The sequence below is a fragment of the Micromonospora sp. CNZ295 genome (assembly GCF_004217535.1).
The window spans coordinates 283,448-302,909 of sequence record NZ_SHKZ01000001.1 but is presented as its reverse complement, the minus strand read 5'-3'; the positions used below and the strand labels follow the sequence as shown (position 1 = coordinate 302,909).

The following is a 19,462-nucleotide window of genomic DNA, read 5'->3' as shown; positions in this document are numbered from 1 at the left end:
ACCGTACCCTTCGTGACCAGGGAGCCACCGATCAGTGCCGTGACCCAGCCCCCTCGCCTCTACCGCGCCCCCGAGCACCGGATGGCCGCCGGGGTGGCCGCGGGCATCGCCGAGCACCTCGGCATCTCGGTGCTCCGGGTCCGGGTCGCCTTCATGGTGCTGCTCGGCCTCAGCGGCCTCGGCCTGCTGCTCTACGCCGCCTTCTGGGCGGTGGTGCCGCTGCGTCCGGGCGACACGACGGTCCCGCCGCGCCGCGACGTGGCCCAGCTGCTGCCGTTCGTGGCGATCGGCCTCGTCGTGTTGATGCTCCAGATGGCCCTCTTCAATTCGGTGGGCGCCGCCGGCACCGCCGGTTGGCTGGTCGCGATCATCGCGGTCGGCGCCGGTCTGATCTGGCACCAGTCCGCGCCCGAGCGGCGGTGGCAGTGGGGCGAGGCGATCCCGGTGCCCTGGCTGAGCGCGGTGGTCGAGGAGAGCGACCGGCGGGCGTTCGTGCTCCGGTTCGTCGGCGGCGGGGTGCTGGTCGCGGTGGGCATAATCGGCGTCGCGGCGGTCTACTCCCCGGCGCAGAACTTCGACGCGGTGCTCAACGGTGTGATCTTCGCGTTGGTCGGCCTGGCCGGCGTGGGCGTGGTCGCCGCGCCGGTGCTGTGGCGGACGTGGAACCAGCTCCGGTCGGAGCGCGAGGGGCGCATCCGGGAGCAGGAGCGGGCGGAACTGGCCGCGATGGTGCACGACCAGGTGCTGCACACCCTCGCGTTGATCCAGCGCAACGCCGGGGACGTGAAGACCGTGACGCGGCTGGCCCGGGGCCAGGAGCGCTCGCTGCGCAACTGGCTCTACAAGCCGACCGCCTCGCCGGCCGAGCGCTTCGCCGCCGCGCTGGAACAGGCGGCGGCCGAGGTGGAGGACACCTTCGCGATCAACGTGGAGACGGTGGTGGTCGGCGACCGGGACACCGACGAGCGGGTCGGCGCGCTGGTGGCCGCCGCCCGGGAGGCCCTGGTCAACGCGGCCCGGCACGCCGGGGTGCAGACCGTCTCGCTCTACGCCGAGGTCGAGCCGGAGCAGGTCAGTGTCTTCGTCCGGGACCGGGGGAAGGGCTTCGACCCGGATACGGTGGAGGATCACCGGCACGGCGTCCGGGGCTCGATCATCGGGCGGATGAAGCGGCACGGCGGCCGGGCGGAGATCCGCTCCGAGCCGGGGGAGGGGACCGAGGTCCGGTTGATCCTGCCGATCTCCCGCGACTCGTCCACGGCGGAAAGGGACAGATGATGGCGGACCAGACGACGGGACCGGTCGAGGAAGCGTGTGCGGCCCCGGAGCGGCTGCGCGTGTTCCTCGTCGACGACCACGCGATGTTCCGGGCCGGCGTCCGCGCCGAACTGGGCGCGCACGTGGAGGTGGTGGGCGAGGCGAGCACGGTGGCCGAGGCGGTCAGCCGGATCGCCGCCCTCGAACCCGACGTGGTGCTCCTCGACGTGCACATGCCCGACGGCGGCGGGCGGGCGGTGCTCGAGGCGATGCGGCGTACGCACCCGAACGTGCGGTTCCTGGCGCTCAGCGTCTCGGACGCCGCCGAGGACGTGATCGGGCTGATCCGGGCCGGTGCGCGGGGCTACGTCACCAAGACGATCTCGCCGGACGAGCTGGCGGCGGCGATCCGGCGGGTCGCCGACGGGGACGCCGTGTTCAGCCCCCGGCTGGCCGGGTTCGTGCTGGACGCCTTCGCCGCCCGCCCGGACGCGCCGGTCTCCGATCCCGAGCTGGACCAGCTCACCAACCGGGAGCGGGAGGTGCTGCGCCTGCTCGCCCGGGGGTACGCGTACAAGGAGATCGCCAAGGAGCTGTACATCTCGATAAAGACGGTCGAGACGCACGTGTCGAACGTGCTCCGCAAGCTCCAGATGTCCAACCGCTACGAGCTCTCCCGCTGGGCGGCCGACCGCCGGCTCGTCTGAGCCGGCGCTGACCGCCGCTCCGGTCGCCGACGCGCCCCGCCGGCGCTCCCGCCCGTGGCCGGGGCGCCCGGTCGGCGCTCACTCCGTCCGGAGGACGGTGAACGCCTCGGCGAGCCGGCCCGGGGGCAGGCCGGCGCCCGCCGCGGTGACGGCCAGCTCGTCGCGTACGAACGCCGGCACGTCCAGGTGAGCGGTCTGCGACCGGTGGGCCGCCAGCGCTTCGACCTTGCGTTCGTAACTCTCCGTGATGTCGACGGCGTGGTCCGGCGAGGGGCCGCCCGCGTACCAGATCTCCCGCACCACCCACGGCTCCAGCCCGGCCGCGAGCAGGTCCGGGTGGGCGGACGCGGTGCGGGCGTCCGGGTACACCGCACAGGTGACCGCCTCGCCGACCGCCTGGTGGTCGGGGTGGCCCGGGCCGGCGATGTGCTCCCAACGGCGCAGCGGGGAGCTGGTCAGGACCCGGTCCGGACGGAACCGGCGGATCGCGGCGGTGAGATCCCGGCGCAACCGCGGCGTCGGCGCGAGCGTGCCGTCGGCGTACCCGGTCAGCATGTCGACCTGCCGGACGCCGACGGCGGCGGCCGCCGCGCGCTGCTCCTCCGCCCGCTGCCCGACCAACTCCGACCGGGGGATGCCGGCGCAGCCGCCGGCATCACCCAGCGTGATCAGGAGGTACGCGACCTCGATCCCGGTGTCCGTCCAGAGCGCCACGGTGCCCGCACAGCCGAAGTCGACATCATCCGGATGGGCGAAAATGGCGAGGGCCCGGCGGACATCGGCCAGCGGCGCGGCGGAGGACGGAAAGGTCATCGTGGATCGAGCCTACCGGCCGTGAACCGGCCCGGGGGAGGCGTTCCCGCAGCTCTTACCATGCCTACCTGGGCGCGGTAAAGCCGCCTCCGGCTGGGTGTACGCACCGTCCCGGCCGCGTATCGGCTTGATAACACGCCTTCCCGCCAGCGCGCATCGGGTGTCACAGTTGCAGGCACCTCACAACCCCCTCGTGAGCCGAGCGCCCTGAGGAGGCACTCCCATGCGCGGGAAATTCCTGAAGGTGGCGGTCGCGGCGACCGCCACCGCCATGTTGGCCACCGCCTGCAGCGGCGGCGGCGACAACTCGGACGACGCTGCCGGCCAGGCCGGCGGTGAGCTCCGGGTCTACAACGCGGAGCCGGCGTTCCTGCTGCCGTCCGCCGGTGACGACGAGCCGTCGATCTACGTGATCCGCCAGCTGTACCGCGGTCTGGTCAAGTACAACGCGGAGACCGCTGCGCCGGAGAACGACCTGGCCGAGTCGATCACGTCGGACGACCAGAAGCTCTGGACGATCAAGATCAAGAGCGGCTACACCTTCGACAACGGTGAGCCGGTCAACGCCGACGCCTTCATCCGGTCGTGGAACTACGCCGCTTACGGGCCGAACGCCCAGAACAACGGCTACTTCATGAAGCGGATCGCCGGCATCAAGGACGTCTCGTCGGAGGACCCGGACGGCGACGGCCCGAAGAAGGCCCCGGAGCCCAAGGCCAAGGAGCTCTCCGGCCTGAAGAAGGTCGACGACCTGACCTTCACCGTCGAGCTGACCGAGCCCTTCTCCGGCTTCCCGACCACGATCGGCTACTCGGGCTTCTTCCCGATGGCGCAGGCGTGCGTCGACGACGCGGACAAGTGCAACGAGACCCCGATCGGCAACGGCCCTTACAAGATCGAGGGCAGCTGGCAGCACAACGTCGCCATCAACCTGGTCCGCAGCGACACCTGGAAGGGTGAGCCGGGCAAGCCCGACAAGATCACCTACCGGATCTTCGCGGACATCGACGCCGGCTACGCCGCCTTCCAGGCGGGCGAGCTGGACGTGCTCTACACCCTGCCGCCGGCGCGGTACAAGGAGGCCAAGGCCACCTACGGCGACCGCCTCTACGAGCAGCCGGGTGACAGCTTCACCTACGTCGGCATGCCGATGTACCAGCCGGAGTTCAAGGACAAGCGGATCCGCCAGGCGCTCTCGCTGTCGATCGACCGGCAGTCCATCATCGACGCCGTCTACGACGGCCGGTTCACCCCGGCCACCGGCTACGTCGCGCCGACCTTCCAGGGCGCCCGCGACAACGTCTGCCAGTACTGCAAGAAGGACGTCGAGCAGGCCAAGAAGCTCCTGGCCGAGGCCGGCGGCTGGCCGGCGGGCAAGAAGCTGCAGCTCTGGGCGAACGCCGGTGCCGGTCACGACGCCTGGCTGCAGGCGGTCGGCGACCAGATCAAGGCCGCTCTGGGCATCGACTACGAGCTGAAGGTCAACCTGCAGTTCGCCGAGTACCTGGAGACCGCGGACAGCAAGAAGTTCACCGGTCCGTTCCGCCTCGGCTGGGGCCCGGACTACCCGTACCTGGAGACCTACCTGGCTCCGCTGTACAGCACGGGTGCCGACAGCAACAACTCCACCTTCAGCAACCCGGAGTTCGACAGCCTGCTGCAGCAGGGCGACTCGGCCAACACCGTCGAGGAGGGCATCCCCTTCTACCAGAAGGCGGAGGACATCCTGGTCGAGGAGCTCCCGGTCATCCCGATGTGGTTCAACAAGGTCGGTGCGGTCTACGGTGAGAACGTGGACAAGTTCGTCTGGAACGCCGTCTCGGACGCCGACTACGGCGCGACCTCGCTGAAGCAGAACTGAGCTTCAGTCTTCTGATCCAGCCGTAACAGGACGTGGCGGCAACGGTCTCCCCACCAGGGTGATCGTTGCCGCCACGTCAGCGCCGAGAGGAGACCCCGACATGGGGCGCTACGTCATTCGACGGTTGCTCCAGTTCATCCCGACCGTGCTGGGCACCATGTTCCTGCTCCACTACATGACCTCGCTGGCGATCCAGTTCAGCGGGAACCCGGTCCGGGCGCTGTTCGGCGACCGGACCCCGCCGCCGGCCCTGCTCCAGGCGGTCACCGAGCGGCTGGGGTACGCCGACCCCTGCCTTGACCAGAAGTTCAACCCCTGCCTGGGGTTGTTCGCCGACCGGGTGACCAACGTCTTCTTCCACTTCGACTTCGGCATCAACCTGCGTCAGCGCGAGGTCACCGACCTGGTGGCCGACGCCATCCCGCACACCCTGAAGCTGCTGCTGATCGCGATCGTCTTCGAGGCGGTCGTCGGTATCGCCGCCGGCGTGTGGGCGGGCCTGCGCGGTGGAAGCTTCGCCGACAACCTGGTCAAGATCAGCACTGTCTTCATCATCTCGGTGCCGATCTTCGTGCTCGGCGTGGTGGTCCGGGAGTTCGTCGGGGTCAAGTTCGGCAACGTCCTTCGTGACCAGGCCTGGATCCCCGAGGTCCTCGCCAACGGCGTCTTCAGTCCGGGCTTCAAGCCCGACTACCCCTTCGCCAGCCTCATCATCCCGGGCATGGTGCTCGGCGCGGTCTCGCTCGCCACCACGGCCCGCCTGACCCGGACCAGCATCATGGAGAACATCCGGGCCGACTACGTCCGGACCGCGCGGGCCAAGGGCCTGGCGAACAAGCGGGTCATCGGCGTGCACACGCTGCGCAACTCGCTGATCCCGGTGATCACCTTCCTCGGTGTCGACATCGGCTCGGCCATGGCCGGCGCGGTGGTCACCGAGACGATCTTCAACGTGCCCGGCATCGGCCGGCTGGTGGTGCTCTCGGCCCGGACCGGTGAGTCGTCCGTGGTCATCGGCGTGGTGACCATGCTGGTGCTGGTCGTCCTGATCGCCAACCTGCTCGTCGACCTCCTGTACGCCGTCCTCGACCCGAGGATCCGCTATGAGTGACGGCACTGTGGTCAGGAACCGGCCGCCGGCGACCGCGGCGGCCCGTGGCAGGGCGATGCGAAACGAGGTGTGGACATGAGCGACCTGACGAGTGCCGGCACCGCCGTCGGCGGTGCGCCGGTAGGCGGCAGCGGTCCGGGCACGGAGGCCACGGTCGGCGGCAAGGAGCGCAGCGCGAGCCTGTGGGCGGACGCCCGCCGGCAGTTGGTGCGTGACCCGGTCTTCGTGATCGCCTTCCTGTACGTCCTCGTGGTCGGCTCGATGGCGCTCTTCCCGAAGCTGTGGACCAGCCAGGACCCGCGGGACTGCACCACCGACCGCTCCCGGATCCCCCCGAGCTGGGACCATCCGTTCGGCTTCGACCAACTCGGCTGCGACTACTACTCGCACGCCATCTACGGCGCCCGTCCCTCGATGACGATCGCGATCATGGCCACCGGCGCCATGGTGATCGTCGGCGGTTTGCTCGGCATGGTCGCCGGCTACTACGGCGGCTGGGTCGACGGGATCATCTCCCGGTTGATGGACATCTTCTTCTCGCTGCCGTTCCTGCTCGGCGCGATCGTGTTCCTCACGGTCATCAAGCGGCAGAACATCTGGACCATCGCCATGGTGCTCTTCCTGCTGAGCTGGCCGACGATCGCCCGGATCATGCGCGGTAGCGTCATCTCCTCGAAGGACCTGGACTACGTGCACGCGGCGAAGGCGGTCGGCGCCACCAACGGTCGGTTGATGTTCCGGCACATCCTGCCGAACGCGATCGCGCCGATGCTGGTGTACGCCACCATCGTGCTCGGCGCGTTCGTCACCGCCGAGGCCACGCTGACCTTCCTCGGTGTCGGGCTCCAGCCCCCCGCGCAGTCCTGGGGCATCATGATCTCGGCTCACCAGGTCTACTTCCTGGAGGACCCGTGGCTGCTGCTCTTCCCCTGCGGGCTGCTGGTCGGCACGGTGCTGTCCTTCATCCTCATGGGTGACGCCCTGCGTGACGCCCTCGACCCGAAGTTCCGGTGAGCGCCATGACCACTGATGTGAACGTCAAGCTGGACGCCCTGCCCGGCCTCGATCCGAACGCCATGCCGCTGCAGGTCAAGGATCTTCACGTCGAGTTCCGCACCCGCAACGGCATCGCCCGCGCGGTCAACGGGGTGAGCTTCGACCTGCGGCCGGGCGAGACCCGGGCGATCCTCGGCGAGTCCGGCTCCGGCAAGAGCGTCACCGCCCAGGCGATCATGGGCATCCTGGACAGCCCACCCGGGTTCGTCACCGGCGGCCAGGTCCTCTACCGGGGTGTCGACCTGCTGAAGCTCACGGAGGCGCAGCGGCGCAGGGTCAGGGCCAACCGGATCGCGATGATCTTCCAGGACGCCCTCTCCGCGCTGAACCCGGTCTTCACGGTGGGCTTCCAGCTCGGTGAGCTGTTCCGCAAGCACCGGGGCATGTCCCGGGCGGAGGGTAAGAAGCGCGCGGTAGAGCTGCTGGACCTGGTCAAGATCCCGGCGGCGAAGCAGCGGGTGAACGACTACCCGCACCAGTTCTCCGGCGGTATGCGGCAGCGGGTCATGATCGCGATGGCCCTCGCGCTCGACCCGGAGGTGCTGATCGCCGACGAGCCGACCACCGCGCTGGACGTCACGGTGCAGGCCCAGATCATGAACCTGCTCGCCGAGCTGCAACATGAGCGGAACATGAGCCTGCTGCTGATCACACACGACATGGGTGTGGTCGCCGACGTGGCGGACCGGATCTCGGTGATGTACGCCGGCCGGGTCATCGAGGAGGCCCTGGTCGGGGACATCTACGAGAGCCCCGCCCACCCGTACACCAAGGGCCTGCTGGAGTCCATCCCTCGGCTCGACCTCAAGGGCCAGGAACTCTCCGCCATCAAGGGGCTGCCGCCGACCCTGACGAACATCCCGAAGGGTTGCGCGTTCAACCCGCGGTGCCGGTACGCGCAGGACGTCTGCCGTCAGGACCCGCCGCCGCCGCTGTACCAGGTGTCGCCCTACCGGACCGCCGCCTGCCACTTCTGGAAGGAGGTCAAGGCCGATGTCTGACATCGTGCTGGAGACCCGCGATCTGGTGAAGCACTTCCCGCTGACCCAGGGGATCCTCTTCAAGAAGCAGGTCGGCGCGGTCCGCGCTGTCGACGGGATCAACCTTCAGCTGCGCCGGGGCGAGACGCTCGGCGTCGTCGGCGAGTCCGGCTGCGGCAAGTCCACCCTGGCCCGGATGCTGGTGGGCCTGGAGACGCCGACCTCTGGTGACCTGTTCGTCCAGGGCCGGAACATGTCCAAGGTGGGTGCCGCCGAGCGGCGCCGTGGCCGGCGCAACATCCAGCTGGTCATGCAGGACCCGTACACCTCGCTCAACCCGCGGATGACGGTCGGCGACATCGTCGGGGAGCCCTTCGAGGTGCACCCCGAGGTGCTGGCGAAGTCGAAGCGGCGGGCCCGGGTCCAGGAGCTGCTGGAGCTGGTCGGTCTGAACCCCGAGCACATCAACCGGTACCCGCACCAGTTCTCCGGCGGCCAGCGCCAGCGCATCGGCATCGCCCGGGCGCTCGCGCTCAACCCGGAGATCATCCTGTGTGACGAGCCGGTCTCCGCCCTGGACGTGTCGATCCAGGCGCAGGTGATCAACCTGCTGGAGAAGCTCCAGGACGAGCTGGGCCTGTCGTACATCTTCATCGCCCACGACCTGTCGGTGGTCCGGCACATCGCCGACCGGGTCGCGGTCATGTACCTCGGCAAGATCGTCGAGATCGGCACCGAGGACCAGATCTACGACAACCCGACACACCCGTACACGCAGGCACTGCTGTCCGCGGTGCCGGTGCCGGACCCGAAGCTGCGCGGCCTGCGGGACCAGATCGTCCTGACCGGTGACGTCCCGTCGCCGGCCAACCCGCCGTCCGGCTGCCGGTTCCGCACCCGCTGCTGGAAGGCGCAGGACATCTGCGCCCAGCAGGAGCCGGCCCTGGCCGTGCGCGAGAAGTCGGCGCACCCGAGTGCCTGCCACTTCGCCGAGGTCCGCGACGTGGTGCACGCGGTCGAGTAGCCGTACAGACGCCGTCGCCCGACCACCCTGACCGGCCGGCGGTGAAGGTAGTGCCTCCTCAGTGATCCGGGGCGCCGGCCGCAACCACGGCCGGCGCCCCGGTCCTGTTCCTGCCCGCCGGGGTGCCCGGCGGCTCAGAGCGGGCCGCGACCGGCGCGAAGCAGCAGCAAAGCGAACTGGGTGCCGTCCGCGCCGAGCGCGGCCCGGAACCGCTCCAGGATCTCCTGCTCCCGGGAGAGCACCAGCCGGGTGCCTCCGGACGCCATCCGGGTCGCGCCGACCTGCTGGGAGAGCCGGGCCCGCTCCTGCCAGAGCTCGATCAGCGACCGGTCGATCTCGTCGATCCGCTGCCGGATCTCCGCGATCCGGGCCGCCGCCATCCGCTCCTGGGTGCCGGTGCGCGGGTCGACGGCACCGGCCGCGCCGTCCGCCCCTTCCGAGCTCCCGTTCTGCTCCGCCACGTCTGTCATCATCGCCGTACCCCTCGGGTGTCGGGCCCGGTGCCCGGATCCCGGGACGACGAAGCCCCGGGCTCTCCGAGCCCGGGGCTTGCGTAGGTCTGGTTGATCAGGCGCGACCTGCGGCTGCCGGACTCCCGGAGCCGTAGTAAAAGTAGAAGCGCTGACCGAACACGCCGTCGAGTATGCCGTGGCCGCCGTTACCGGCGCAAGAAAAGCGGTTAACAAGGGACCTCTTTACGACCGGAGGTGTCAAGGAGGGGCCCTTCCTTGCACCCGGGGCGTGCGTGGCGGGTTTGGTCGGGACGGCGGCATAGACTCGCCATGCGATGCATCCTCTCTTCGACGTCCCCGTGTCCCCGCCCGCGCCCGAGCCCGCCCCGCCGCGCCGGCCCGCCGCCGCACGCCTCGATCCGCAGGCGTTGCTCGACGGGCTGAACGGCCCCCAGCGGGACGCGGTCACCCACGCCGGGTCGCCACTGCTCATCGTGGCCGGCGCCGGGTCGGGCAAGACCCGGGTGCTCACCCACCGGATCGCGTACCTGCTCGCGGCGCGCGACGTGCACCCCGGCGAGATCATCGCGATCACCTTCACCAACAAGGCCGCCGGTGAGATGAAGGACCGGGTCGCCCAGCTGGTCGGGCCGCGCGCCCGGCTGATGTGGGTGTCGACGTTCCACTCCGCCTGCGTCCGCATCCTGCGGGCCGAGCACGAGCACGCCGGCCTCAAGTCGACCTTCTCCATCTACGACGCGGACGACTCCCGCCGGCTCATGCAGATGGTCGCCCGCGAGCTGGATCTCGACCCCAAGCGCTACCCGGCGCGCGGGTTGGCCGCACAGGTGTCCAACCTGAAGAACGAGCTGGTCGACCCGGAGGCGTTCGCCGCCCGGGCCAAGGGGCCGAACGAGCGGGCGCTCGCCGAGGCGTACGCGCTGTACCAGCGGCGGCTCCGCGAGGCCCACGCCCTGGACTTCGATGACCTGATCATGACGACGGTGCACCTGCTCCAGTCGCACCCGCACGTCGCGGAGACCTACCGGCGCCGGTTCCGGCACGTGCTGGTCGACGAGTACCAGGACACCAACCACGCGCAGTACGTGCTGATCAAGGAGCTGGTGTCCGGCACCGAGGGGCTGGAGCCGGCCGAGCTGTGCGTGGTGGGCGACGCCGACCAGTCGATCTACGCGTTCCGCGGCGCGACCATCCGCAACATCCTGGAGTTCGAGCGGGACTTCACCGACGCCCGGACGATCCTGCTGGAGCAGAACTACCGCTCCACCCAGACCATCCTCAACGCGGCCAACGCCGTGATCGACCGCAACACGTCCCGCAAGCCGAAGCGGCTGTGGAGCGAGGCCGGTTCCGGCGACCCGATCGTCGGATACGTCGCCGACACCGAGCACGCCGAGGCGGACTGGGTGGCCCGGGAGATCGACCGGCTGGTCGACGCGGGCGACACCCGCCCCGGGGACGTGGCCGTCTTCTACCGCACCAACGCCCAGTCCCGGGTCTTCGAGGAGGTGTTCATCCGGGTCGGCCTGCCGTACAAGGTCGTCGGCGGGGTGCGCTTCTACGAGCGCAAGGAGGTCCGCGACGCCCTCGCGTACCTGCGCGCGGTGGTCAACGACGACGACACGGTCAGCCTCCGCCGGATCCTGAACACGCCCCGCCGTGGCATCGGTGAACGGGCCGAGGCGTGCGTCGAGGCGCTCGCCAGCCGGGACCGGATCTCGTTCGGGGCGGCCCTGCGCCGCGCCAAGGACGCGCCGGGCATCTCCACCCGGGCCGCCAACGGCATCGCCGAGTTCGTCACGCTGCTCGACGGAGCCCGGGAACTGGCCGAGGCCGGCACCCCCGAGGAGGTCCTGGAGGCGCTGCTGACCCGCTCGGGCTACCTGACCGAGCTGGAGGAGAGCCTGGATCCGCAGGACGCCGGCCGGGTCGACAACCTCCAGGAGCTGGTCAGCGTCGCCCGGGAGTACACGGAGCGCGTCGAGGCGTTGGGCGCCGAGGGGGAGCGGGCCACCCTCGCCGGCTTCCTGGAGCAGGTCGCGCTGGTGGCCGACGCCGACCAGGTGCCGACCGACGATCCCGAGCACCAGGGTGTGGTCACGCTGATGACCCTGCACACCGCGAAGGGCCTGGAGTTCCCGGTGGTGTTCCTGACCGGCATGGAGGACGGCGTCTTCCCGCACGCCCGCACGTTCGGCGACAACCACGAGCTGGAGGAGGAGCGGCGCCTGGCGTACGTGGGGATCACCCGGGCCCGGCAGCGGCTCTACCTGTCCCGGGCGGTGACCCGCTCGGCGTGGGGGCAGCCGGCCTACAACCCGCCGTCCCGCTTCCTGGAGGAGCTGCCGGTCGAGCTGGTGCGTTGGGAGCGCACCGAGGGCTCGTACACCTCATGGGCCGGCGGTGGCGGGGGCGTCGGCGGCCGCGCGGACCGTGCGGACCGCGGGCGCGGCGGCTTCACCGGCGGTACGCCGAAGGCCGCGCAGCTCGCCCGGCGGCTCGGTGTCGACGGCAGCCGGCTGGCCACCGCCAGCGAGCTGCCGCAGGCACCGAAGGTCGCGGCCGGGGACCGGGTCAACCACCAGCGGTACGGGCTGGGCCGGGTGCTCGCCGTCGAGGGGCACGGGCCGGGCGCCCGGGCCCAGATCGACTTCGGCGACCAGACGATGTGGCTGGTCCTGCGGCACGCCCCGATCGACAAGCTCTGAGCGTCATCCTCGGCCGCGGGCTGCCAGGGCCTGCGCCGCATACGCCCAGAGGCGATCGGCGGCGACCGGGTCGATGGCGTGCGCGGCGACCCCGCCGGTGGCGTCCGGGCCGCCGGCCACCACCTCGACCTCCTGGTTGTCGTCGAAGTACCGGCCGGTGACCCCTTCCACCAGCGGTGACGCCGCCAGCAGCACGGTGGTCGCGGCACCCTGGGCGGGCGTCTTGTAGTACGGCAGGTCGATGCGGTTGCCCGCCTCGTCCAGGACTCCGAACGCCCGCAAGGTGTCGTCGTCCAGGTGGCGCTGCAGGTTGGTGTTGATGTAGCCGGGGTTGAGCGCGTTGGCGGTGACGCCGTCGGCGGCCCAGCGCCGGGCGATGCCCACGGCGAGCAGGACGTCCGCGGTCTTCGACCGGCCGTACGCCGACCACGGGTCGTACGGCTGCCGCTCGAACTGCGGGTCCTCGAAGTCGAACGCCTCCCGCAGGTGCGCTCCGGAACTGACGGTCACCACCCGGGCGGATCCGGCCGCCCGCAGGTTGGGGTGCAGGCCGCCGGCGAGCGCGAAGTGGCCGAGGTAGTTGGTGCCGAGCTGAAGTTCCCAGCCCTGAGCGGTGAGCTGCCGGGTCGGGATCGCCATGACCCCGGCGTTGGCGACCAGCGCGTGTAGCGGCCCCGTCCAGGCGGCGACGAAGGCGTCGACCGAGGCCAGGTCGGCCAGGTCGAGCGCGGCGGCCCGTACGGCGCCGCGCTCGGCTGCGGCGAACTCCGCCACCAGGGCATCGGCGCTGGCCGGGTCGCGGGTGGCCACGGTGACCTCCGCTCCGGCCCCGGCCAGGGCCCGAACGGTCGCCGCGCCGATGCCGGAGGCGCCGCCGGTGACGATCATCCGGCGGCCGGCGAGGTCGACGCCGTCGAGGATCTCGGCGGCGGTCGCGCGGGCGGTGAACGGAGTGCTGACGCGGTTGCGGTCTGTCATGGCCTCCACGCTAGAACAGGTGCCGTGGACTTTCCGTAATCTGGAGTCCAGCATTCTTGAGTAGCCGTCCAAGGGGAGAGCAGTGGATCCGTTGGAGGACGTGCTCGCGTTGGTTGGCGTGACCAGCCGCCTGTCCACGGCCATGGCGGCCGGCGGCCGCTGGGCACTCCGCTTCGACCCGCCAGCCGGCGTCAAGTTCAACGCGGTTCGACACGGCAGCTGTCTGCTGCGCGTCGACGGGGGGTCCGAGCCGGTCGAGTTGGCCGAGGGCGACTGCTTCCTGCTGACCCGGCCCCTGGGCTTCACCCTGGCCAGCGACCCGGACACGCCGCCCGAACCGGCCGCGCCCATCTTCGCCGGGGCCGTCGACGCCGTGGCCCGAGCCGGCACGGGCGACGACGTGTTTCTCATCGGCGGCGCGTTCGCCTTCACCGAGCGGGCGCGCGCTCTGCTGCTGGACGCCCTGCCGCCCGTCATCCACGTGCCCGCCGCGACACCGGAGGCCGCGACCGTGCACTGGGCCGTCAGCGAGATCGACAGCGAACTGCGAGCGGCGCCGCTGGGCGGGACGCTGGTCGCCGAGCATCTCGCCCTGGTCATGCTGATCCGGATCCTGCGCCTGCACCTTGCCCGGGGCGGCGGCGCCGGCTGGCTGGCCGGCCTGGTCGATCCGGTGCTCGCCCCCGCGTTGCGGGCGATGCACGCCCGCCCGGCCCACCCCTGGACCGTGGCCGAGCTGGCCCGGGTCGCCGCGGTCTCCCGGTCCACGCTGGCCGCCCGGTTCCGGGAGGTCGTCGGTCAGGGCCCGGTGGAGTACCTCACCCGCTGGCGGATCGAACTCGCCGCCGACCGGATCCGCCGCAGCGACGACACCCTGTCCAGCATCGCCCGGGCCGTCGGATACGGCTCGGAGAGTGCCCTGAGCGTGGCGTTCAAACGCACCACCGGCCGGTCGCCGCGCGCCTACCGCCGCCGGGCCGCCCCGGCGCGTTGACTCGCGGACAGCTTGACGTCAGCAGGCCACGTCGATGCCCCGGGCGCGCAGGAACGGCGCCGGGTCGATCTGGTTCCACATCTGGCCCTGGTGCACCTCGAAGTGCAGGTGCGGGCCGGTGGAGTCACCGGTGGAGCCCTCCAGGCCGATGGTCTCGCCGGCGGCGACCTTGTCGCCCACGCCCACCTTGGCGGTGCTGAGGTGGGCGTAGTGGGTCAGGTAGCCGTTGCCGTGGTTGATTACGACCGAGATGCCGTACCCGTCGCCGACGTCGCCGGCCTTCTCGACGGTGCCGCCGAAGGCGGCGCGGACCGGGGTGCCGGCGGGCAGGGCGAAGTCGATGCCGGCGTGCAGCACGCCCCAGCGCGGGCCGAAGCAGGACGTGATCGCCGCGCCCTTCATGGGGATGACCCACGTCGGCTTCGGCTTGGTGGTCTTCTTCGGCTTCGGCTTGGCCGTCGCCTTCGGCTTGGCGCTGGCGGTCGGCTTCGCCGTGGGGCTCGTCGAGGCGCCGGGCGTCGGGCTGGCCGGGCTGGGGCTGGCCGGCTCGCGGGCGGAGCGGTCGGCCCGGGCGGCGGCCTCGGCGCGTTCCGCGGCGTCGATCGCGGCGACGGCCGGTACGCCGGCGTCGTCGTCGGTCCCGGCCGCGGCCACCGCGACGCCGCCGAGGCCGAGCGCGGCGACCGCGACCGCCGCGGTCACCAGCACCCGGGTACGGGAGGCGGCCCGCCTCCGGTGCCGGACGGGTGCGATGTTCTCGTTCGGGATGAAGCTGTCGTCCTGCACTGCGGACCTTCACTGATCGAGGGGCACGTGACCTCGAAATACTGGTGTCTGCGCCGGTTGAGCCGGGTATGGGGGACCGGGCTGGCGGCGGCGGTCCGAAGTGGTCCTGGGTGTTCTATCCGGTTCTCGCCACAAATGGGCGCATAAGTGATCATGGTCGGCCGTGGGCTCGCTCACACTCGTCGGTGTGGCCCGGGTTACTTTGCCGGGCGGCCGGAGACGAAAAACCGCCCGGATCGTTGGATCCGGGCGGTCATCGGGCGTTACGCAGTGTCAGGAAGCAGCTGCTTCGCTGTAGATTTCTTCGGTTTGGAGCTTGATGTTCACTCCGCGCTCGTCGAGCCAGGGCACCGGGTCGAGCGGCTCGCCCTTGACATGGATCTCCAGGTGCAGGTGGGAGCCGTAGGAGTGGCCGGTGTTGCCGACCAGGCCGAGCTGGTCGCCGGCCTTGACCTGCTGGCCCTCCTTGACGGTCAGCGCGGAGGAGTGGCCGTAGATGGCCTCGCTGCCGTCGGCGTGGCGGACGATCACCGTGTAGCCGTAGCCGCCGAACCAGCCGGCCTTGGTGACCGTGCCGTCGTGGATGGCGACGTAGGGGGTGCCCTCCGGGGCGACCAGGTCGATGCCGGTGTGCAGCTTGCCCCAGCGGACGCCGTACGGGGAGTTGAAGTCGTAGCCCTGGAGGGGGAGCAGCCAGACCTCGGGCTCGGCCTCGGTGCCGCGCTCGCCGCCACGCGACGCGCGATCGGCGGCGTTCGCGCGATCGGCGTCCTGGCTCAGCGTGGACGCGGCCTTGAGCTCGTCGATGACCGACGGATTGACGCTCTTGGCGTCCGGCAGGGCGCCGGCCAGGAGTGCGACCCCACCGGCGCCGACGAACGCGGTGGTGACGACGGCGGCGTAGCGGCTCCGCGGCGGGGTGGGTACGCGGCGGCGGCCACGATATCTATCGGGCTCAGACGACAGGCGCTGGCGCACGCACACCCTCCGTTGTCGGGGTATCGAAGCGGCTTCCGGGCGTCGATGACGCTGTGCTGAACGCCCGTTGGCCGCGTCGCCACCCGTCCATGGACCTGATGACAACCGTGGACACGTTAGCCCTCTGCCACGCTCGTCACAAGCCGCATCGCCGAATTGGTGTTGCGTTCTGTCCGATTGCGTCCCTGATTGTCATGCCTCGCACCCCGGTGAAGGTGCCCCCGATACCGCCCGTTCGTCGCGGACCGTGACCGAACGGCGGAGTCGTCCGACTTGACGGCCGACACCTTCTCCGTCACCGCCCCACCACGCACCGGCGTCCGCCGCTGGTGGACTGTGACGCGGCCCGGATTTCCGGGCCCGGGCCGGTCGGGTTACCGTTCGTTCAGGTAAGCCGCGGAGCCGGTGAAAGGGATGCGCAGATGAGCTCTCGTGTTCGGGTCGTCGTCGCCAAGCCGGGCCTGGACGGCCACGACCGTGGCGCCAAGGTGGTCGCGCGTGCCCTCCGGGACGCCGGCATGGAGGTCATCTACACCGGTCTGCACCAGACCCCGGAGCAGATCGTGGAGACCGCGATCCAGGAGGACGCCGACGCGGTCGGGCTCTCCGTACTCTCCGGGGCGCACATGACGCTCTTCCGCCGGGTCCTCGAACTGCTCGCCGAGCGGGACGCGCGGGACATCGTCGTGTTCGGCGGCGGCATCATCCCGGACGCCGACATCCCGGAGCTGGAGCAGATCGGCGTCGCGAAGATCTTCACGCCGGGCGCCACCACGCAGTCGATCGTGGAGTGGGTCCGGCAGAACGTGGCGCAGACCGTCGGCTGACCCCCGTCGCCCGTTGGCGGGCGTGGCTGGACAGGGGGAGGGGCCGGACGCACCCCTCACACGTCCGGCCCCTCTATGCACGATGCCCCGCCGCCACCCCTCGACCGACAGGGCATCGGCCGTCTCCCGCCGTCGCACCGAACCAGTGCGCCGACACCTGACTCAACGACGCCTCTTCCCGGGGGTTACGCGGCCCCGGAAACATCGCCCGGAAGGCTGACGTGCCGGGTCGGGGCGTGCCGGTTGTGGATTACCGCACACCGCGCACCCGCTCGGTTGCCGGCCGTGCCCACCTCGCTAGGCTGCGCCCAATGGCCTGCTTCAACTGATGACAGGCGTCAAACTGTTTTCCATAACGCTGGTGGCGGCGCGACGGCGCGCCGCGGAGACGGGACGGGACGCGCAAACGTGGACCTGTACGAGTACCAGGGGCGGGACCTGTTCGAGCGGCACGGGCTGCCCGTGCTCGCCGGCGGCGTCGCCACGACCCCGGAGGAGGCCCGCGCGATCGCCGAACGCCTCGGCGGTCGGGTGGTCGTCAAGGCGCAGGTGAAGGTCGGCGGCCGGGGCAAGGCCGGCGGTGTGAAGCTCGCCGAGGGCGCGGAGGAGACGGTGGCCCGCGCCACCGACATCCTCGGCATGGACATCAAGGGGCACACGGTCCACAAGGTCATGATCACCGTGACCGCCGACGTGGCCGAGGAGTACTACTTCTCCTACCTGCTGGACCGGGCGAACCGCACCTTCCTCTGCATCGCCAGCGTGGCCGGCGGCATGGACATCGAGCAGGTGGCCGCCGAGACCCCGGAGAAGGTCGTCAAGGCCCCGATCGACGCGAACACCGGCGTGGACGAGGCCAAGGCGCGCGAGATCGTCAGCGCCGCCGGCTTCCCGGCCGAGGTGGCCGACCAGGTCGTCGAGGTCGCCGTCGGCCTGTGGAAGGCCTTCGTCGCCGAGGACGCCACGCTGGTCGAGGTGAACCCGCTGGCCAAGACCGGCGAGGGCAAGCTGCTGCTGCTCGACGCCAAGGTCAGCCTCGACGAGAACGCCGGCTTCCGGCACCCGGACCACGAGGCGCTGGTCGACCAGGCCGCGGTGGACCCGCTGGAGCAGGCCGCCAAGGAGAAGGACCTCAACTACGTCAAGCTCGACGGCGAGGTCGGCATCATCGGCAACGGCGCGGGTCTGGTCATGTCGACCCTCGACGTGGTCGCGTACGCCGGTGAGCGGCACGGCGGCGTCAAGCCGGCCAACTTCCTCGACATCGGCGGCGGCGCGAGCGCCGCGGTGATGGCGAACGGCCTGGAGATCGTGCTCTCCGACCCCTCGGTCAAGAGCGTGTTCGTCAACGTCTTCGGCGGCATCACCGCCTGCGACGCGGTCGCCAACGGCATCGTGCAGGCCCTCGAGCTGCTCGAGCAGCGGGGCGAGCAGGTCACCAAGCCGCTCGTCGTCCGGCTCGACGGCAACAACGCCGAGGCCGGTCGGGCGATCCTCGACGGCGCGAACAACCCGCTGATCGAGCGGGTCGACACCATGGATGGCGCGGCCGAGCGGGCCGCCGAGCTGGCCGCTACGGGGGTCTGATCATGGCAATCTGGCTGACCAAGGACTCCAAGGTCATCGTGCAGGGGATGACCGGCTCCGAGGGTTCCAAGCACACCCGGCGGATGCTGGCCGCGGGCACCAACGTCGTCGGTGGCGTGAACCCGCGCAAGGCGGGCACCACCGTCGACTTCGACGGCACCGAGCTGCCGGTCTTCGCGACCGTGGCGGACGCCATGAAGGAGACCGGGGCGGACGTCACCGTCATCTTCGTGCCGCCGCAGTTCACCAAGGCGGCGGTCGTCGAGGCGATCGACGCCGGCATCGACCTGGCCGTGGTGATCACCGAGGGCGTGCCGGTGCACGACACCGCCGCGTTCTGGGCGTACAACGTGGCCCAGGGCGAGCGCACCCGCATCATCGGCCCGAACTGCCCCGGCATCGCCTCGCCGGGCGCGTCGAACGCCGGCATCATCCCGGCCGACATCACCGGCAGCGGCCGGATCGGCCTGGTCAGCAAGAGCGGCACGCTGACCTACCAGATGATGTACGAGCTGCGTGACATCGGGTTCTCCACCTGCGTCGGCATCGGTGGTGACCCGATCATCGGCACCACCCACATCGACGCGCTCGCCGCCTTCGAGGCCGACCCGGACACCGACGCGATCGTCATGATCGGTGAGATCGGCGGCGACGCCGAGGAACGGGCCGCCGAGTTCATCAAGGCGAACGTCACCAAGCCGGTGGTCGGCTACATCGCCGGCTTCACCGCGCCGCCCGGCAAGACGATGGGTCACGCCGGTGCGATCATCTCCGGCTCCGCCGGAACCGCCGAGGCGAAGAAGTCGGCGCTCGAGGCGGTGGGCGTCAAGGTCGGCAAGACCCCGACCGAGACCGCCAAGCTGATGCGGGAGATCATGTCCGCGAGCTGAACCGCTCCGTGCCGTGCCGAGGGGGTCGACCGCTGCGGTCGGCCCCCTCGTCGTCAGTCGGTCCAGAACGGGTAGTTGCCGCTCGCCCGCAGGATCGCGCTGCCGACGATGTTCAGCACGCCGAACGCGATGGCCAGCCAGCCCAGCAGCGGCGACTGGCCGTACCGCTTGGCGTCGCGGATCGACAGGTAGCCGAAGATGACGCCCAGGATGCCGCAGCAGAGCAGGCCGGTGACGATGCCGAGCACGCCCCACAGCGTGGTCCGGTCCCGGCCGGCCCCGGCCGCTCCCGGGGGCGGCGGGGGCGGTGGATAGGGAGCGTTCACGGTGCCTCCACAGGTAAGGAAGGGCCCGGTGCATGCCTCCCCGGTTGCGGAAGGTCCCTTCTCAACGTCAGCCGGCCGCGGTCGCGTCCTGTGGCCGAGGCTAGAC

At 70.8% G+C, this 19,462-nt stretch carries 18 protein-coding genes; 12 read left to right on the top strand and 6 right to left on the bottom strand.

Annotated elements, in window-relative coordinates:
• The first annotated feature begins 12 nt into the window (after positions 1-12).
• Together EV376_RS01355 and EV376_RS01350 are read left to right on the top strand one after the other, a co-directional pair.
• Positions 13-1,278 carry an ATP-binding protein gene (locus tag EV376_RS01355; RefSeq protein WP_130320350.1) on the top strand — a complete coding sequence of 422 codons (1,266 nt, stop codon included), beginning with the start codon at positions 13-15 and terminating at the stop codon, positions 1,276-1,278.
• On the top strand, positions 1,275-1,964 hold the full coding sequence (locus EV376_RS01350) for a response regulator transcription factor (protein ID WP_207227996.1): 690 nt from the start codon (positions 1,275-1,277) through the stop codon (positions 1,962-1,964). The genes EV376_RS01355 and EV376_RS01350 overlap by 4 nt, the downstream gene beginning before the upstream one ends.
• A gap of 78 nt (positions 1,965-2,042) precedes the next feature.
• On the opposite strand, the gene EV376_RS01345 is transcribed toward EV376_RS01350, so the two are convergent.
• Complete coding sequence (locus tag EV376_RS01345) at positions 2,043-2,777, bottom strand: PIG-L deacetylase family protein (protein ID WP_130320348.1); 735 nt, start codon at positions 2,775-2,777, stop codon at positions 2,043-2,045.
• Between the two features lie 223 nt (positions 2,778-3,000).
• Here EV376_RS01345 and EV376_RS01340 point away from each other — a divergent pair, with 223 nt between their 5' ends.
• From EV376_RS01340 to EV376_RS01320, 5 genes are all read left to right on the top strand, one after another.
• On the top strand, positions 3,001-4,638 hold the full coding sequence (locus tag EV376_RS01340; RefSeq protein WP_130320347.1) for an ABC transporter substrate-binding protein: 1,638 nt from the start codon (positions 3,001-3,003) through the stop codon (positions 4,636-4,638).
• Positions 4,639-4,738: 100 nt separating this feature from the next.
• Positions 4,739-5,749, top strand: coding sequence for an ABC transporter permease (locus tag EV376_RS01335; protein WP_130320346.1), 1,011 nt, complete (start codon positions 4,739-4,741; stop codon positions 5,747-5,749).
• 75 nt (positions 5,750-5,824) lie between these two features.
• Positions 5,825-6,763, top strand: a complete 939-nt coding sequence (locus EV376_RS01330) for an ABC transporter permease (protein ID WP_130320345.1) — start codon at positions 5,825-5,827, stop codon at positions 6,761-6,763.
• Between the two features lie 5 nt (positions 6,764-6,768).
• Entirely contained in the window at positions 6,769-7,806 is a 1,038-nt protein-coding gene (locus EV376_RS01325; RefSeq protein ID WP_130320344.1) for an ABC transporter ATP-binding protein, read from the top strand.
• On the top strand, positions 7,799-8,809 hold the full coding sequence (locus EV376_RS01320; RefSeq protein WP_130320343.1) for a dipeptide ABC transporter ATP-binding protein: 1,011 nt from the start codon (positions 7,799-7,801) through the stop codon (positions 8,807-8,809). The genes EV376_RS01325 and EV376_RS01320 overlap by 8 nt, the downstream gene beginning before the upstream one ends.
• Positions 8,810-8,943: 134 nt before the next feature.
• Here EV376_RS01320 and EV376_RS01315 read toward each other — a convergent pair whose 3' ends face one another.
• Positions 8,944-9,282, bottom strand: coding sequence for a chorismate mutase (locus EV376_RS01315; protein ID WP_130320342.1), 339 nt, complete (start codon positions 9,280-9,282; stop codon positions 8,944-8,946).
• A 314-nt stretch (positions 9,283-9,596) separates the two neighbouring features.
• Here EV376_RS01315 and pcrA point away from each other — a divergent pair, with 314 nt between their 5' ends.
• Positions 9,597-11,990, top strand: coding sequence for a DNA helicase PcrA (gene pcrA, locus EV376_RS01310; RefSeq protein ID WP_130320341.1), 2,394 nt, complete (start codon positions 9,597-9,599; stop codon positions 11,988-11,990).
• Positions 11,991-11,993: 3 nt separating this feature from the next.
• Here the strand turns inward: pcrA and EV376_RS01305 are convergent, their stop codons facing one another.
• Positions 11,994-12,968, bottom strand: a complete 975-nt coding sequence (locus tag EV376_RS01305; protein ID WP_130320340.1) for an SDR family NAD(P)-dependent oxidoreductase — start codon at positions 12,966-12,968, stop codon at positions 11,994-11,996.
• An 82-nt stretch (positions 12,969-13,050) separates the two neighbouring features.
• On the opposite strand from EV376_RS01305, the gene EV376_RS01300 reads away from it, so the two are divergent.
• Positions 13,051-13,962, top strand: a complete 912-nt coding sequence (locus EV376_RS01300) for an AraC family transcriptional regulator (RefSeq protein ID WP_130320339.1) — start codon at positions 13,051-13,053, stop codon at positions 13,960-13,962.
• A gap of 18 nt (positions 13,963-13,980) precedes the next feature.
• Here the strand turns inward: EV376_RS01300 and EV376_RS01295 are convergent, their stop codons facing one another.
• Together EV376_RS01295 and EV376_RS01290 are read right to left on the bottom strand one after the other, a co-directional pair.
• Positions 13,981-14,748, bottom strand: coding sequence for a M23 family metallopeptidase (locus EV376_RS01295; protein WP_130320338.1), 768 nt, complete (start codon positions 14,746-14,748; stop codon positions 13,981-13,983).
• Positions 14,749-15,021: 273 nt separating this feature from the next.
• Positions 15,022-15,726: a M23 family metallopeptidase gene (locus EV376_RS01290; RefSeq protein WP_130320337.1), complete on the bottom strand. Its 705-nt coding sequence runs from the start codon at positions 15,724-15,726 to the stop codon at positions 15,022-15,024.
• Positions 15,727-16,148: 422 nt separating this feature from the next.
• On the opposite strand from EV376_RS01290, the gene icmB reads away from it, so the two are divergent.
• From icmB to sucD, 3 genes are all read left to right on the top strand, one after another.
• A complete protein-coding gene (icmB, locus tag EV376_RS01285) occupies positions 16,149-16,553 on the top strand; it encodes a coenzyme B12-dependent isobutyryl CoA mutase small subunit (protein WP_130320336.1) in 405 nt (134 codons plus the stop codon).
• A gap of 408 nt (positions 16,554-16,961) precedes the next feature.
• On the top strand, positions 16,962-18,140 hold the full coding sequence (sucC, locus tag EV376_RS01280) for an ADP-forming succinate--CoA ligase subunit beta (RefSeq protein WP_130320335.1): 1,179 nt from the start codon (positions 16,962-16,964) through the stop codon (positions 18,138-18,140).
• Between the two features lie 2 nt (positions 18,141-18,142).
• A complete protein-coding gene (gene sucD, locus EV376_RS01275; protein WP_130320334.1) occupies positions 18,143-19,030 on the top strand; it encodes a succinate--CoA ligase subunit alpha in 888 nt (295 codons plus the stop codon).
• Positions 19,031-19,083: 53 nt separating this feature from the next.
• Here sucD and EV376_RS01270 read toward each other — a convergent pair whose 3' ends face one another.
• Positions 19,084-19,356, bottom strand: a complete 273-nt coding sequence (locus EV376_RS01270; protein WP_130320333.1) for a DUF4190 domain-containing protein — start codon at positions 19,354-19,356, stop codon at positions 19,084-19,086.
• Between the last annotated feature and the right edge of the window lie 106 nt (positions 19,357-19,462).

Bases quoted from the DNA above. Each gene is read 5' to 3' on its own strand.
- sucD (WP_130320334.1), top strand. From the start codon at position 18,143: ATGGCAATCTGGCTGACCAAGGACTCCAAGGTCATCGTGCAGGGGATG.
- EV376_RS01340 (WP_130320347.1), top strand. From the start codon at position 3,001: ATGCGCGGGAAATTCCTGAAGGTGGCGGTCGCGGCGACCGCCACCGCC.
- EV376_RS01325 (WP_130320344.1), top strand. From the start codon at position 6,769: ATGACCACTGATGTGAACGTCAAGCTGGACGCCCTGCCCGGCCTCGAT.
- EV376_RS01320 (WP_130320343.1), top strand. From the start codon at position 7,799: ATGTCTGACATCGTGCTGGAGACCCGCGATCTGGTGAAGCACTTCCCG.
- pcrA (WP_130320341.1), top strand. From the start codon at position 9,597: ATGCATCCTCTCTTCGACGTCCCCGTGTCCCCGCCCGCGCCCGAGCCC.
- icmB (WP_130320336.1), top strand. From the start codon at position 16,149: ATGAGCTCTCGTGTTCGGGTCGTCGTCGCCAAGCCGGGCCTGGACGGC.
- EV376_RS01315 (WP_130320342.1), bottom strand. From the start codon at position 9,282: ATGATGACAGACGTGGCGGAGCAGAACGGGAGCTCGGAAGGGGCGGAC.
- EV376_RS01350 (WP_207227996.1), top strand. From the start codon at position 1,275: ATGATGGCGGACCAGACGACGGGACCGGTCGAGGAAGCGTGTGCGGCC.
- EV376_RS01330 (WP_130320345.1), top strand. From the start codon at position 5,825: ATGAGCGACCTGACGAGTGCCGGCACCGCCGTCGGCGGTGCGCCGGTA.
- EV376_RS01305 (WP_130320340.1), bottom strand. From the start codon at position 12,968: ATGACAGACCGCAACCGCGTCAGCACTCCGTTCACCGCCCGCGCGACC.
- EV376_RS01335 (WP_130320346.1), top strand. From the start codon at position 4,739: ATGGGGCGCTACGTCATTCGACGGTTGCTCCAGTTCATCCCGACCGTG.
- EV376_RS01345 (WP_130320348.1), bottom strand. From the start codon at position 2,777: ATGACCTTTCCGTCCTCCGCCGCGCCGCTGGCCGATGTCCGCCGGGCC.